Annotated in this window: 9 protein-coding genes; 5 read left to right on the plus strand and 4 right to left on the minus strand. The window is 54.7% G+C overall.

All coding sequences use genetic code 11. The features are described from left to right. The first annotated feature begins 6 nt into the window (after window positions 1–6). The 5 genes from AC4GMC_RS06800 to AC4GMC_RS06820 all read left to right on the plus strand — a co-directional run bounded on the left by AC4GMC_RS06800 (window position 7) and on the right by AC4GMC_RS06820 (window position 7,563). A complete protein-coding gene (locus tag AC4GMC_RS06800) occupies window positions 7–1,023 on the plus strand; it encodes a TAXI family TRAP transporter solute-binding subunit (protein WP_487875689.1) in 1,017 nt (338 codons plus the stop codon). A 2-nt stretch (window positions 1,024–1,025) separates the two neighbouring features. After that, window positions 1,026–2,366, plus strand: coding sequence for a caspase family protein (locus AC4GMC_RS06805; RefSeq protein ID WP_487875690.1), 1,341 nt, complete (start codon window positions 1,026–1,028; stop codon window positions 2,364–2,366). A 130-nt stretch (window positions 2,367–2,496) separates the two neighbouring features. Further along, window positions 2,497–3,180 (plus strand): hypothetical protein, encoded by a 684-nt coding sequence (locus AC4GMC_RS06810; protein ID WP_487875691.1) that lies wholly within the window; start codon window positions 2,497–2,499, stop codon window positions 3,178–3,180. Next, on the plus strand, window positions 3,177–4,421 hold the full coding sequence (locus tag AC4GMC_RS06815; protein WP_487875692.1) for a hypothetical protein: 1,245 nt from the start codon (window positions 3,177–3,179) through the stop codon (window positions 4,419–4,421). The genes AC4GMC_RS06810 and AC4GMC_RS06815 overlap by 4 nt, the downstream gene beginning before the upstream one ends. Window positions 4,422–4,620: 199 nt before the next feature. Beyond that, window positions 4,621–7,563 (plus strand): methyl-accepting chemotaxis protein, encoded by a 2,943-nt coding sequence (locus AC4GMC_RS06820; RefSeq protein WP_487875693.1) that lies wholly within the window; start codon window positions 4,621–4,623, stop codon window positions 7,561–7,563. 1,111 nt (window positions 7,564–8,674) lie between these two features. Here AC4GMC_RS06820 and AC4GMC_RS06825 read toward each other — a convergent pair. The 4 genes from AC4GMC_RS06825 to AC4GMC_RS06840 form a co-directional block, all read right to left on the minus strand. Then, the gene (locus tag AC4GMC_RS06825; RefSeq protein ID WP_487875694.1) at window positions 8,675–9,406 is read right to left on the minus strand and encodes a trypsin-like peptidase domain-containing protein; all 732 of its coding nucleotides are present in this window, start codon (window positions 9,404–9,406) and stop codon (window positions 8,675–8,677) included. A 105-nt stretch (window positions 9,407–9,511) separates the two neighbouring features. Further along, window positions 9,512–11,215 (minus strand): ShlB/FhaC/HecB family hemolysin secretion/activation protein, encoded by a 1,704-nt coding sequence (locus AC4GMC_RS06830; protein ID WP_487875695.1) that lies wholly within the window; start codon window positions 11,213–11,215, stop codon window positions 9,512–9,514. Next, window positions 11,212–14,805 (minus strand): two-partner secretion domain-containing protein, encoded by a 3,594-nt coding sequence (locus AC4GMC_RS06835; protein ID WP_487875696.1) that lies wholly within the window; start codon window positions 14,803–14,805, stop codon window positions 11,212–11,214. The genes AC4GMC_RS06830 and AC4GMC_RS06835 overlap by 4 nt, the downstream gene beginning before the upstream one ends. A 255-nt stretch (window positions 14,806–15,060) precedes the next feature. Continuing rightward, entirely contained in the window at window positions 15,061–15,741 is a 681-nt protein-coding gene (locus AC4GMC_RS06840; protein ID WP_487875697.1) for a GntR family transcriptional regulator, read from the minus strand. Between the last annotated feature and the right edge of the window lie 77 nt (window positions 15,742–15,818).

Here is a 15,818-nt window from a genome sequence, read left to right on the forward strand (position 1 = left end):
CGCGAAATGGTTCATCAAGGCACAGGCGCGGTGGGAATACGATTACGACAGCGGGTCGTTGCTGGACTTTGCGCGTTAGCAACGCTGTCGCTGGCCGCGCCGGGCTGGGCCCAGTCAGAGACGCCCACCTTACGCATTACCACCGGGGGGCCAACAGGCACTTATTTCGCACTCGCCAACGAAATCATGAGCATTTTGCCCGATGACGTCCCATTTGAAGTCGTCCCCAGCGATGGGTCTGTCCACAATCTTAGACGGCTGTTGGCATTTGAAGGGTCGGATGAGCAGGAGTATTTCCAACTGGCCTTAGTGCAGGCCGACGTATTGGCCCAACTGCGCGACCGCGCGCGTGATAACAGTGTGTTACAGGGCATCGTTGATCGAATCAAAGTCGTCATGCCGCTGTATGTGGAAGAAATCCACGCATACGCTTTGAAATCCGAAGACCTTAGGTCGATGGATGAAATCCTGTCGAAAAACCTGCGAATTAATGCGGGCAAGGAGAAGAGCGGCACCAACCTGACGACCCGCTGGTTGTTTGAGCAGCTGGTGTCAGATGGCACACGCCTCGACATCGTGAACGTTAATCCTGAACCCGGCTTGCCCATTTTGGGCATCGCTTATGGCGTGCTTTTTGACGTTGCGGGCGCCCCCAATGACCGGGGCCGCGCGATTACCCCTGAAAGCGACATCACCCTTGTTCCGATTGACGTCCAAGCTCTTTATGACCTGCCAGATTCCCCCTACGTACGCACGGTGATCACGCCTGAACAATACACATGGCTAGAGCGTGATGTAGAGACAATGGGGGTACAGGCCCTGCTGGTCACCTTCGATTATGATGAGCGAAATCCCTACTGCCAACAGATTGAGCGGATGACACGCGCAATCCTCGACAGCCTGCCATTGCTCAAGGATCCTGCCACGGGGGCGCACCCTGCGTGGACTGAAGTGAACCCACTTGAGGGCAGTCAGCGCGGTGATTTGTACAAATGCTCGGCCCCGGTTCTGCAAGGGAATTGAGTATGGTCCGGACGCGCCTCCTTAGACGTTGGGTGGTCGCGGCCCTAGCGGTTTTGTGCGCGCTAATTCCGGCCTATGGGCAGACCAGCGATATGTTGGATACACCGGACCGCTTTGCCTACATCATCGGCAACTCCGCCTATGAGACGTTTCAAGGCAATAAGATTGATGGATCCCCGTTCAACCTTGTCACACCCGTGAATGACGCTCGGCGCTACGCTGAGGCGATGGAGACTTTGGGCTGGGAGGTCCTGAACGACGCACGCTTTGAACGTTCCGCCGAGGCGATCAGGCGTGAATTGGAAATCGCTCTCAACAAAATCACGCCCGGATCGGAAGTGGTGTTTATTTTCAACGGCCATGGGTTTTCCATTGATGACGCCAACTTCATCGTCGGCATTCCTGCAAGCGGCTCGAGCTACGCGTCTCAAGAAGAAATGATCAGCGGGTCGATAAACATCGACTACGTAGTTGAGCGTTTGAGCAGCCGCAATCCAAGCCGAATTATTCTTTTGATCAACGCCTGTGGAGATCAGCCGTTGTTATCATCCGTCGGCACCGCTCCCGCAAAAGTGACCTTTCCGAACATAAACGCAGAGGTGTTGGTGATGTACAGTTCTTCTCCGCGCGGGGTCGCCTACGACTTCATCGACAGCCAAGAAAAAGCGACCAGAACCCAAGAAGAAAACCTAACATCCGTATTCACCCGCTCCTTCCTGAAGGAGATTGAAAGAGAACAGCCTCTTTTGTCAGCGTTTACCGCCGCTAGGATTGAAACCGAGCGCCTTAGCCTTCGGGCAGCGGCGTTTCGCGGCTTACCCGCCCGAACCTCGCGGCAAATCCCCCATGTGGTCCATGACACGATCAACGGACGCTTCAGTTTATTTGATGTCACGGCCACGTCGCTAGAGGCCTCGCAACGGGCCGATTGGCGGCTTGCCCCAACATCCTGCCGGCTCAATGAAGACAACCTGAACGAAGCGCTTAAACTGCGCGATAGCAGCGTCATAGGGGCGCCCGACCGCGAAGCGATGCAGTCCTGCATTCTACAGGCGGGGCTGCAGGATTTGGGCATCGATAAGATAACATTTGATGGGGTGCGCGGCGGAGTTGTGTTCACGTCGGTATCCGCCGACAGCAAATTCAAACGGCTGGATCTGGTACGTAGCGTTTCAATGCTACGTGCGGACGGAAGTCGCACAACAGTGGACTTTGAAACCCTCGATCAGTTTCAAGAAATCTTGTTTGAAAACGCGCGCAAGCCCGGCACCACCATTGTGCTGACGCGCATCGGTGCGCCCGAAACCGGCGGAGGGTCCAGCTTTGTTACCCACAAGTATTAAGTCAGTTCTTGCCATAGGCGCATTGGGCATAGCGGGGGCCAGCGCACCTAGCTCAGCCTCTGAATTTATAACAGTAGCAGCGCCCGCCACCTTGGTGGTGCGCGAAACAGTCAATGCTTCGGCGGGGACAATGTCCGGTGCGCACAGTGCGCGCATTCGGGCGAATTCTTTAATCGCCAGTCTGTTTCTATCTAATTCTAAAGGGCAAACCGTAGTCCTGCCGGGAGAACTGAAACTAGCCCCCATTGTAATCCCACAAAGCGCACGCGACTTCCTTGATACGCTGAAATTATGCGCTTCACTCAACACGATCAATGGTCACTATGCCCTGATAGGAGTGGCCCCTGAGTTGGGTCCTGTCCAAACCACAGAAGCCTCTGTGCTCAGCGCCATATCCTTCGAGACTGACCACGAAAGTGTCCTCGAAAACCGGTACAGCGATGAGACGTTTATCGGCCGATCCTTCATCGCGCCTGTTTGTGCGGCAAGCCAAACCTCATACTACATGCCGATCAGCTTCACTGACGATCCGGATCAGTTAAACATCACATTTGAGGTCACAAGCGGGACCGTGAACCCGACATTACGCCCAGTTTTCGCAGACGGAAGCCTCAGCCAAAAACCTCCTATCCCCATGACATGCTTGGCCACGCGCAGGTTGACTGCGGGCTTCGACTGCACCCTTGAGCTGTCAAAGCTACAAAAGCAAATTGCCAACCTAGAGTATTCCGGCTTGGTAGAACTACGCCTCGAAATAACCGATGGGCGCGACACATCATTTATTGAGACCCGACTGTCGGTGCCGTTCCCATGATTTCGTGGCTCACGGACCATAAGTTCAAAAAATATGGCAAGAGTGAGCGAAAATACCGTTGGTTCTTGATCGTCGCGTTCAAGCTTTTTCTGATCCCCTTCAGTATGTTGGGGTTCATCGCGTTGCTAGTCCTGATAGCTTTGATCGCGATGCTAACCGTGGCGCATTACCAACAGCCCAACACCCTGTTTTTAATCAACGCCGAGACGAACCGGCTGTCGTTTGCGGTGACAGATACCACCCGCCCTGCCCCCTTTTTCGTCCAAGGCGTGAGGGTTGTTTTTGAAGACAAGCTGATCGCCAAGGTTGGTGAGCAGTCGGATGATGAATTTTGCGTCACAGGTTGGGTAGACCCACAACCAGGAAGTCGTATTGAGTTTTTGATCCTTGATGGCCTTCAGGCCGCGCGTATTGAAGGCGCGGAAACGTTGCTGTCGAGTGCGACCGTGCAGTATACTATCGAAGGCCGTTCGGACGTCGCGACTTCGCCCGCAGCGCAATCACTGATGCTGAACCAGAGCAGTCCGCAGCAGCTGATCACCACAAATCTAGTGATGGATGGCACCGTACAGTTGCGCGCCGATCCCGCATGCGAATTGGATGACCCTGAAGCCACCCACTTCGCCCCCCGCAATGAACCGATCTACATCCATGGTCCCGGTCAAATCGGGCGCCAGTTGCGCAACGTTGGCAATCCCGCGTGTGTCGCTGAAACGGAGCCCTGCACTGAGACCGAGGCCTTATGGGTAATGGAACCAGATCGCGCATTCTTATCGGGCGAAATTGATATGCTTGCGCGGGAAATTCTGTGCTGGAACCGGGTGTTCGGCGGGCAATGCACCGGGTTGTTTCGACTAGACGCCGATCCTGTCCCTATTCCTGCGGGAGCGTCTGTTTCAGGCGGTGCGAACCGGACTGATTTTGCACCAACCACCCTCGTTGGCCAAGTTTTTTTCGATGACGATCTCTATGTTGTCAACGCCTCCACGAACGCCAGCTGGATGGCGGTGACATTTCCATCTCAACTCGCGGCCGGTCTGTCGTACAGCCAACTGCAACTGTCTCTATTGGACAGATTGTTAGTAGAGGCTTGGATATTTGTCGTGGCGACCGTCGCGCTAACCTTGCTGGGCTGGGTGATGAGCATTCTACAGATCGAGCTGGACCGTGTTCCGCAAGATCCAAACCCAACCGAAAATGAGCGGAGCGCAGGCGGGGGCGACGAAAGCAGAGGCATCTGATTGGTACGTCAGTTAGGTAGTTCTATCATGCGTCGATCAATTGCTCCCAAGCTATGGCTATCACTTGATTAGCAGTGAATACGCTAAGAATTTCTAAACGCTCATTGTGCTGGAGGCCTGCGCCAAAAATTCGCCTTCTTGGTTTAGAAGATTTCAACTTTTTTGATCGATGTTCCCGCTATATTCATCGGAGAGTGTCATGAAATTACGCACCCAAGTCATCGCCCTCGTTGCTATCCCCTTGCTTGGCATCGCTATTTTGTCCGCAATCAATTTGGAACGATCCTGGAGTGATTTCAAAACGGCCAAAGCCGCCGAGCGATCAGCGCAACTGACACTGCCCATCGCGGAGCTTATCGAAGAGCTTCAGGTCGAACGGGCTATGTCCACAGGGTACGTTGGCTCACGGGGTACCGATTTCGCCAACCAGCTTCCCACCCAAAAACAAGCCGTAGACACCGCCATTCAAGAAATGGGCACCATTGTATCCGATCTATCGGCACGAATACCCGAACAACAAGAGATATACCAAGCACGGCTTCTACGATTAAAGGAAATCCGAGGGCGAATTTTCGAGCAAGACGTCAATCTTGATGAACTCACGGAATATTATTCCTCAGTCATTGCAGCAGCTATGGAAATGAACAACGCCATCGTCGCGGATTTTGAAACGCTAGAGATGGCCAAGGGCGGCGCTGGCTTGATATTGTTATCCGTCGCGAAGGAGGCCGCTGAAAGCGAGCGAAGCATTGGTGCATCTGGCTTCGGCGGCGGTGTCTTTGGACCCAACCTATACGCACAATTCTTGCACTACGATGCCCATCAAAAAGAGATGCTCAATCAGGCTCGTCACTATTCAGATGTGTTAGGACAAGATGTCACTTTCCTATCTTCACCCGAGCACGCCGCATTAGAAACTATGAGACAGGTCGTATACGGGTCCCGCGGACTGATCCTGAACGGCATTTCTGGCACCGATTGGTTTAAGACATCCTCTAATTGGGTCAGGCAATTGCGTGACTACGAACTAGTCTTCCAATCTGCCCTCCTGCAGATGGCGACCGAACAAAAACAGAGTGCACAGCAGCAGCTCTATATTTTTGCAGGCCTCGCCAGTCTATGCTTCCTTATCACGCTTGTCGGAGGGTTCCGCGTCGTACGAACCTTCACAAGTGGGGTGCATGGGATCATTCATGTGATGAGTGAAATCGCGCAAAAGCGGTTTCGTGTTGAAATGCCTCGAGCCGATCAAAACTCCGAAATCGGGCAGATTTCACATACCCTTGATCAAATGCGAGAAGACCTTGAAGCCGCGGAGAATTTTGCCCTGGAAGGCGCATTCAAACGCTCGGCTTTTGAGCTGTCAGAAGCCCCGATGTTTTTGGTCGATACAGACTTTGTGATAACCCAACTTAATGACGCGGCCTCTAAGATGATGGAGGAGCGCGCAGATGATTTTCGCACCGTAAAACCTGACTTCGACCCCAAAACGCTGCTGGGGCAAAACATGGATGTTTTCCATGCGGTACCGCAAAAACAGCGGACCCGCCTTTCCGACCCGAGCAACCTACCGGTTAAATTGCGTATCGCAGTCGGTGAAGCATTTTTGGGACTGCAGCTAGATGCTGTGCACGATCGATCCGGCACGCATGTAGGCTACGTTCTTGAATGGAAGGACTTGACCGAACTGTTGACAATTGAAACCTTGATAGATGCGATCGACAGTCAGCAGATCCGGATTTCAGCACATTTGGATGGCAGGATCAAAGCAATCAATGAACCCGCTCAAACACTACTCGGAGCATCCGAGAAAGAACTGCTGGGCGTAAACTTAAAAACACTGCTCTCAGGGTTGGAAAGCGACCAAGATATTTGGGCGCTATTCTCGGCGGGGGAAAGCTTATTCCAAAAGTTTTCATTGGGGGGAGGCTCGGATACCCGCATTGTGGAGGGGAGCATTAGTCCCGTTCCCGATCATAAAGGACAGATGTCGGGAATTCTGCTTTTGGGAGTTGATGCCACCGGAACCCACTACGAAATGATGCAAGCTGAGGCGGCACGCACTCAAACTGAGAAAGACCAAGCGCATGTTGTTAATTCTCTGAGTGAAAGCCTAAAGCGGCTAGCCAATGGTGATCTAACAGCAGCGATTGAGACACCATTTTCATCAGACTATGAACAATTGCGAAGTGACTTCAATAATGCGATCGGAAACCTAGAAGACGCTGTCACAGACGTCATCGAACATGCCGGTGAAATTAATACCGAATGTAGTTCTATCAGCACATCGGTGTCCGATCTTTCCAAAAGAACCGAACACCAAGCCGCCACCTTGGAAGAAACCGCAGCTGCAGTTGAGCAACTGACATCATCAGTACAGTCCGCGGCGTCAGGCGCACAAGATGCAGCCCAAATTGCCAACGCTGCTCGCGCAAATGCAGAAAGCAGTGGTGAAATCGTACGCAATGCGGTTGCTGCCATGACCGAGATTGAAAAGTCCTCACACGACATTTCAAGAATTATCAGCGTGATTGACGACATTTCTTTCCAAACCAACCTCCTCGCCCTCAACGCTGGGGTTGAAGCAGCACGCGCTGGCGAAAAAGGTCTTGGCTTTGCTGTAGTGGCTTCAGAAGTTCGTAGCCTTGCCCACCGTTCGCTAGAGGCCGCAAATGAGATCAAAGAACTGATAGATGCCTCTAGCTCTAACGTTCAACATGGCGTTCAGTTGGTCGGTGACACCGGCAACGTACTGAGCAGAATTGTAGGCTCAGTCACCGAAATTTCGGACCTCGTGAGCAATATCGCTAATTCCGCAACTGAGCAATCGGTGGGTCTAGGCGAAATCAACGTTGCCATGGCTGATCTAGAAACCACAACTCAGCATAATGCTGCAATGTCAGAAGAGACCACGGCGGCTACACTTTCCTTGAATGGAGAAGCTAACGCATTGGTCGCAGTCACTACAAAATTCCAAACGCGTAAAGCCCAAATAATTGCCGCAAAAGCAGAGACAAAAACCACGCAGAAAAAAGGCATCGAAACCAGTAGAGGCTCAGCAACAAACCCAATCCGACCTATTGCCATCGGCCAAACACTTCTCGCCGAGCATCCAGATCTAGATGATTGGCAGGAGTTTTGAGAAGTATTCTGCACTTTCTCAAAGTTGCAATACGACGATGCTTCATCGGTTACGTACGAATTACGAACCGTACAGTTTTCTTCCCAATGATAGCCGAGAACGAATAACAAATCGTAGCCGAGCAAGGAACCTCCTACAGCCATCGAAGCGGCCTAATTTGAAAAGCTATCCAAGGGCCACATTCACCCTTTTGCCGGAGGGATTCACCCCACGGTCTGTACACCGGTTGGGCAATGCGACGCGGATTTGGATTCCCTCTGTCTATCGAGGCCCTAATCTGTGAGGGATTACCCCATTGCTTACGCACTTATGAGCTCCTAGGGTATGGCGTTCTTGCAGAGTAGAGTCATAAAACCTGCGGCAGTAATAGGTCTGTGGCATTGGCGCGTGCCCCAGGCACCTCAGCTTTAGTCGCGCAGTTTTCCTTATCGCAAGGAATTAGGTCGAGAAACTTGGGCATCATGAGGCATCACCAGCAATGTTGGTGGTGGTCGCCACCCTTTGAACCTCAAATGCTTTTTCGCGGGTCCCAATATGAATCTCACACCGAAGCAGACTCTTTGAGCAACCGTGCTTGCGAGCATGCAATTCACCTCTGGCCACTGCTGCCCGGCCAGGCATTGTTTGCGATGTCCCTTGAGGTGGCTTTAATGCCGGTGCGATCGATAAGCGGATTGAGCGAACCAGTGCTGCCGCGACAGGCCAGCTTCTCGTCCAGTGCACTTTGTCGACGGTATAGGGTAATAGAAGCCGCGATTGCCCAAACCGAAACAAAAAATCGCAAGAATTACTCGAATAACTCAATCATCTGCCTAAACAGCATACCCAAAAGCACATTAAAATTTCAGGCAGGTCTAGAGTGCTACTTCCAACCGCATTTGGCGGTGGTGACAGATCGCCTTCAAACGAAAGCAGATCGACAATCATTGGTGCCGCTCAAGCGCGTCGTTTTAAGCCGACCAATTCGTGGTCTTGTATCTAATGGCCACACAGTCGCTTATGCTCTACCGCTATAAGGTTGGGGTCATGCAATGAAGCTCTGATCACGATAAAACCGATAGATCCGTCATCCCTAGAAAGTACAAACTATAGGAACGTAAAGGCGATTTATCTACCAAGCCAATAACCTGCCGACCTCGGCCCTGACCTCTTTGATAGACAAAATAAAGGCATCTCTTGGCTGATAGTTACGAGCATCACGTAAGGCCGCGATCATTCCAACCGCATTGCCTCGCTGATCGAACACAGGCCCCCCAGAAAAGCCTCTTTTGATCCCTGGCATACGCGCAATAACGCCACTTCCAAACGGCTCAATTACTGTTTCTCCCGAGGAAATTTGTCCCGAAACCACATATCTTAGTCCTGGGTGCGCACTGTTGGCTGCAACGCCCACCGCATAGACTGAGGTGCCCCGGACCTGTCTCGCGTTTTTGTATGGTGCAACGGGAAGAAAATCCGCTGAAACACGCAAAACGGCCAAGTCCATCCGGGGGCTAATCCCCACGATCTGAGCCCAGTGCGAATTCCTTTTTTGAGAGGACAGCAGAAGCCGATCGCCTAGTTTGCGACCTGACACGACGTGGGCGTTCGTCACGACCAGACCGTCGGCAATCATAAATGCCGATCCTATGATTTGTCCGTTGGTCAGTGTCGCATGATACTGGATTCCACGGTATGGCTCTGATGCCGGTGCGGAGACCGCACAGGCTATCCATATGCATGAAAGCAAGACAAGCTTTCGCGCAATTCTTCCCACTGTCCGCACCCGTGCACGAACAAAATACCCCAAAGGCATAACCCACTCCATCAAACCGGCTTTGAAGCCAGCCCCCGCAAGAAGCATGCGGGCCGGGGGTTAAGACCTGCCTAATTGGCACGGGTCAAGCGCCTAAGGCTTTAGTTGAAATTGTCGTAAGTTGCAGGAATATCCTTTGCTGCGCTAGCTCACTCAAAAGCGCCCAACAGCACCAAAAAACAGCCGTGTTTCGCGGCGATTATCACCAGTATCACGCGGATTTCCTTCGAGCTGACGCACAACCTGAGGCGTCAAAGACAGCCAATCGTTGATCTCAATCTGTGCGCCAAGACCAATGGAACCAAGCGCCTCAACCTGTTGACCGTCTCGTGCGATGGATCGATCGTACGCCTCACCGTAGTCCACAAACCCAAAGACATTCGCAGCCTGTGCCCATGTCCCGGGGTCCAACACCCGGCGCAATTCCAACCGAACGGCATAGCCAGCATCCCCAGAGGTGTTGCCCGGCGCAAACCCTCGCCCGATCGAGGCACCTCCCAAGAAATAACGCTCTGAATTGGGTTGTACCCCCTTCGAGAGTTGTCCTCGGAATTCGGCAAAAACGGACCATGGGCTCTCAGCTATTGATTGCAGGCGCGACGCAGTCAGCTGCGCGGAAGTGAAATGAAGATCGCCCGCAGCGGGTCCAGTGGCCGACACCGTCGCACCCGCCATCCCCAAACCTTGCCGTATGGCGAAATCGACAAAATTTATCCCGCCGCGCGTATCCGCAACATCCCATGCAGCCCCAACCTCAAAAACCGTGAGGCGGGCTTCTTCGGTCACCACGGCCCCCACAAGACCCGCTTGTGTTTCATTGTCGCGCAATGTCAGGCCTGCACGCCCAAAAAGGTTCATCGACCGCGTCCGGACGAAAGGCACTAACAACTGTGCAGAGACCTCCGTTTGATCAGAAATGCTCAGCAGTCCTGTCGTATCGCCAGCTTCGCTCAGATCGGGCGCACCTCGGAACACGTTCGCCGCAAAGCGCAGACGCGCACCATCTAGAAACCCACCGCTGAACGCCAGAACCGGCACCTCCACGGACACAGACCCAAACTGTAGCGAAGTCCCCTGCGGCGCATAGGCAAAATTGGCATCCAGTGTTTCGTTCCAGCCCAACGCATTAAACGCGCGCAAACCCGCACCAAAGTTCAGATCACCATAAAGCCGCGACCCGCGATTGTCGGCTGACGCATACCCGGTCAGTGGCTCCGGCGTCACTTGCACGTTTAGGTTGGCCGCGCCAAAGGTGTCGGGCGAAGGTCCAAGGACGGTTTCAACTGACGAGCCCATCACGCTGCCGATAGCATCGCGGGACAGTAAAACACTCCGCTCCAACGTCTCAATCGCCAAAGGGCGGTCTGACTGCACGGGTTCAAAGTATCGTTGCACAAGCGCCTGCTGATTTATCGCGCCACCAGTGAGTGACAGATCATCGATAAACCCCTCAATGACGAGAATTTGGACAACACCACCTTGGATTGTTTGAGCGGGCAGAACCGCTTGGGACAGTAAAAACCCACGCTCCCGGTAGAGCGCGCTGATCTCAGCGGCGATACCATTGAGCATGGGAATGGTAACCGTCGTGCCAATCAGATCGCGCCAGATCCGAGACAAGGTGTCCTGCTCAATTGCAGTCGCCCCTTCCAACGTGATCCCGTTCAGCTGAAACGACGGTCCGACGCCGGGTGTATTGATCAGCGTCTCTGCGAGCACAGGATCAGGTGCCTCAACCTGTCGCGACAGATTGGGTGCTGTGCCCGCAAGTGGCGGCAGATCTGCGGGTTGCGCAGCAAGGCCAAGGGGTGCGATGCAAAGGCAAATACCAGCGACGGTTAGGGCAAAGCGCTTCATCGTTGATCCCAGTACGTTTCCGTTATTGTCACACCGACGCATCCCTCGCTTCTGGTACCCCCCAAGTTCACTGAGACGCCGCAAGTGGTTTGATCCGATGTCGGCCCCTCATCTACGTCCAGCCCGCCCGCGGCGGGAACGAAGCCCAAGCTCTCATCCTCAAGACCGCCCGCGGCTGGAACAAACCCTTCGGTCCCGGGATCAGCAGCTGGCGCGAAAGCCAGAACTTGCCCCAATGAATAGCTAAGCGTGAAGGGATTGGCGTTGGCCAAACCAATGTCGCGGATGGTCGTGCGAAAGGCCGCATCCCCCGGCGTAAGCGGAGCAGCCCGCGCAGTGGTAGTACGGATGGTGTTCACAACCCCGTCGATTTGCCCTGTTGCCCCGTTGTTGACGGGTGCAGCGGCGCCAACGCTGAGCGTGCCATCAACAAAGTTGATGCTGTAGTTCGCACTGCTCAACCCGGACGGCGTCACGCTATAGGTGCCCACTGCTGATGCCTGTGTGGCTGGGGTGCTGAACGTCAAGGCCCCGCTCAAATTTGCCAGTGTCTCGCCCAAAACAAAGCCGGTGGAGGTCGCTGTAAAGCTGGGGTTTGGCTGCCCCGCCGCTCGTGAAACGTTATCGGCCGCGATGGTTAATGGGGCGGCCAAAACCACAAGCGTTCCATCCTGCAACGTGACGTTATAGCCTTGGCTCGAGAGCTGAGGCGTCACGCTGATGGCATAGGGACCGTCAGCCACTGACGCGCTGCCCGGTGCACCGGGGCTGGAGATCACGAGCGGCGTGTCAAACGCCGTGGCCTCACTATCCCCCGGTCGGAACCCCATAAAACTGACCTGCAACGCGCCAGTCAGGTCTTCACCATAGGTTTTGGTGCGGGATACGGTCGCAACCGTCAGATCAGGCTGTTCACCGTAGATGATGCGATTGCCTATAAAGCTGCGCAGCGTCTCTGGTGGGGCCGTCGCATAGGTACGGTTGTAGAGATCAAAGGTACCCGAGGTAGGCTCTGACCCGGTCAAGCTGTTGAACCTGTCCATATACAGAAGCCAACTGCCTGAGGCATTGGTCGTACGAAATACACCCGTTCCCGCCGCATTGTTAAAGCTTGGACCAGCCTCAACAACAATCGCATCGGTGCGCGCCGTGCCCGTAACGGACGTGCCGGCAGCCAATGTCACCCCAGTATCTGTCCGAAGGGAGACTTGGGTCGCCTCAACCGCGCCGCCAATCCTGATAACGCCACCGGTGGTACCCACCTGTAAAGGGACAGTTGCGGCCTCAAAAGTATTAGAGGAAACATTCGCGTTAAGTGAAAAATTCGCCTCTGGATCAAGGACAAACCGTGGGCGCACACTAGCCGCAATGTCACCGGTCACCGTGACATCGCCTGAGCCACGCACAAAACCATCCCATGTCTGGCTAGGGGCATTGATGGTCAACTCCGCACCATTGAGCGCCTGCACACTGCCCCGTGACCCCGCATCGCCATTTTCAACGACCAACACATCGGTGTTGATCGTCAGGCTTCCGCCAAGACCGGCCACTATCTCTGCTTTGCTTTGGCTAACCCCATCGCCCGCCACCACAGAGATTTCTGGCGCCGTCAGGATCACATCGGAACTGTTCCGAGAGCCGCCAATATCCGCGGCTTGAGCCGCGTTATCCCCTCCCGCGACACGAATTTCGGTGCCTGCGACAATCTCAATATCACCGGATCGACTGTTCACCGATGTTCGGAATGGGACCGCATTTGTCCGCTCAATCAACACGCGACCCTCGGCCGCCTCTAACGTTATGTCGCCGCTGTTGGTCACGATAAACTGATCCTCAACGCTGCCGCCAAGAACGATATCGCCCGCCAGCGCGAGAATGCTGATATCACCGGCGCCCTTGCCGCTGACACTATCGTTGAGAACCACATCATTGGTCGCTGTGAGGGAGATATCACCATCACGCACCGAGACGACCTGTTGATTAACCACGATATCGCTATCCGCGTTTAAGGTCACATCCCCCGTGCCAGACATGCTAAGCACGCGGTCCACCACAATCGCACCACCAGAGCGGGCGGTGATGTTACCGTTCGAAGCTGATGCAATGGACCAATTCAACTGAATGTCACCCTCCGCGCTCAGCGATAGGTCTCCGTCGCCTTCGGTTCGCACGTCCGCGTTAATCGTAATGGCGCTGTCCGCATCTAGGCTCAGGTCGCCTTCGCCATTCCAAATCAGCGATGTGTCCACCGTGATGTCGCCGGCATCGGTACTGGCGGGCTGGGCAGTGGTGATCGTGACATCTTCATCCCGGTTCAACGCATCAACAATCGTACTGCCCACGATTTGGTAGTCGCCCGATCCGGATGGGGGCGCATTGCTGCCCACCGCAGCGGTGGCCCCGCCACTCCCCACGATCCTCACGTTACGCGGATCAAGCAGCCAAGAGCCCCCTACACCCGCCATAACAACCGCATTCTCGCCATTGCCCAAAGCGTCTTTGGCCGAGGTTTCAATAAGTCCACCACCCTCGCGCCCGCCTGTGGTAATGGTGCCATCGAACCACGTTGAACCGTCGGCCCAAACGATCACCTCTCCTCCAAGGGCTGCGGCACCATCCGCCTGTAGCCTTGAGCCGGTATGCAAAACGACATGCTCGGCGCGGCGCATGTCGCCCGTGCCCTGCCGTTCCCCACCGACAAAAATCCGGCCACCGGACGCAGCGCCACGAGCGTCTAGAACCGCGACGGCCTCGATGTTAACGCGTTCACCCGTGACCCGAATGCTGCCGCCATCGCCCGCACCCACAGCCGCAAGCGCGCCAGCCACGCGCACGGCACCACCACCCCGCCCGATGAGGGAAATTTCGCCGCCCCGTGCATTGGCAGAAGTGGCACGCACGACACCCGACGTGTTGATCACATTGTCCAACAGCCCCGCGGCACCGCCAGCGGACATCAGAACTTGACCGCCGGCCGCATCAATCACCCCGGTATGATCAACGCGACCACCATCCGGGCTACCAGAAACATCGATTTGAAAAACACCATCACCGGCAAGATCAATCGTCGTCCGCTCACCGGAGGCCAAGACCACAGTACCAAGCTGTGCGACGATCACGCCAGAATTCGCAACATTGCGCCCGACCAAGGCTGCAAGCCCTGCATCAGCCACCGTAATTTGCCCAGCGTTACTCACCTCTGCCCCAGGCAAATCACCACCACTGAAACGCAGATCGCCACGTTCAAAAAATACGTGAGGAGCCACGATCTGACTGGTCGCAACAAACCCGCCCGCATCAATGAGGGCATCACCGGTCATGATAACACCAGCGGTGTTTTGGATGATGACGGTGCCCGGCGCGGTAATGCGGCCCTCAATCACACTGGGTGAGAAAGACTGCACCCGGTTCAGCGTGGCTGCATTTTGTCCGGGCTGAGCGAAATCCACTGAATGCCCAGGGGCGAGGTTAAAGCTGCGCCAGTCAATGATCGCACGATCCGACCCTTGGACAATGGTTGTGGTAGTACCCGATTGACTGATCTCGGCCGTACCGGAGGCAATTACACCGCCCTGAGGCCCCTCAGCCAACACCGGCTGGATAAAAATGAGAAAGGAAAAAACTGTAACATCAAAGGCAAGACGCCCTCGCCTTGGGTAAACTCTCAACAACTATAAATACCTCGTAACGCGCCTTAAGACCTGCATTCGAGGTTAAATCGTATAAAAATTAACACAGAGTTGATTTTTCGGAACCGCACTTCTGCGCGGTTTGCCGCCCATTGGGCGACAGCTAAACCACTCTACCCTCTCGGGAAAACAGGCCACACGACCTGAACAATGCACTCAGCTCAGTTTTTGATCCAACCAAGCAAGAACCGTTTCCGCCTTATGATCAAGGTGCGTGCGCAACACACGCGCAAGCCCCGCACCATCGCGCGCCTCTAGGCAGATGATCATCTGCTCATGCTCGGCAAACGCCAAGGCCCACTGCGCATCAGTCACCGGGGCCGCGTAACGCGCTTGGCGCACTCGGATCGCAAGCGATTGAAACTGTGCCGACAGCGTTTCGTTACCCGCGCCAACCAAAATAGCCTCATGGATTTTTTGGTTGATCTTAATAAAGCCGGCCCTGTCGCGAGCTGCGTATTGCGCCTCCATTTCGGCGTGTAGCGCACGGATCTCCGCAATGCCCTCATCGCTAAGCCGGGCGCAGGCCAGTTCCCCGGCCAGCCCCTCAAGCACACCCATCACGGGATAAATATCCTCAACATCCGCTTGCGTTATGGGGGTCACCCACGCGCCGCGGTTCGGCTCAAGTGAAATCAGCCGATCATTCGCCAAAACCTTAAGCGCCTCACGTAAAGGCGTACGTGACACGCCAAACGCCTCACACAGCTCCTTTTCCGGAACCTTGGACCCCGGCTCTAACTCTCCACCAACGATGAGTTCGGCAACCTTCTGGGCCAATTCTTCGTGCAAGCTGATGCGTTTTAAAGGGCGTGTTTGTGAATCAAAAGCGTTCAAGCGGTCGTCTCCGTTGTTCGTGACTGCGTCAGCGCCCGGTCCAAAAGGCGTACGACGTGGATGGCCTCACGGTTGGT

This window comes from Thalassobacter sp. (assembly GCF_982993085.1).

Coding starts and splice junctions, on each gene's coding strand:
- AC4GMC_RS06800 (WP_487875689.1), top strand. CDS start 7: ATGGTTCATCAAGGCACAGGCGCGGTGGGAATACGATTACGACAGCGG.
- AC4GMC_RS06805 (WP_487875690.1), top strand. CDS start 1,026: ATGGTCCGGACGCGCCTCCTTAGACGTTGGGTGGTCGCGGCCCTAGCG.
- AC4GMC_RS06810 (WP_487875691.1), top strand. CDS start 2,497: ATGTCCGGTGCGCACAGTGCGCGCATTCGGGCGAATTCTTTAATCGCC.
- AC4GMC_RS06815 (WP_487875692.1), top strand. CDS start 3,177: ATGATTTCGTGGCTCACGGACCATAAGTTCAAAAAATATGGCAAGAGT.
- AC4GMC_RS06820 (WP_487875693.1), top strand. CDS start 4,621: ATGAAATTACGCACCCAAGTCATCGCCCTCGTTGCTATCCCCTTGCTT.
- AC4GMC_RS06825 (WP_487875694.1), bottom strand. CDS start 9,406: ATGCTTCTTGCGGGGGCTGGCTTCAAAGCCGGTTTGATGGAGTGGGTT.
- AC4GMC_RS06830 (WP_487875695.1), bottom strand. CDS start 11,215: ATGAAGCGCTTTGCCCTAACCGTCGCTGGTATTTGCCTTTGCATCGCA.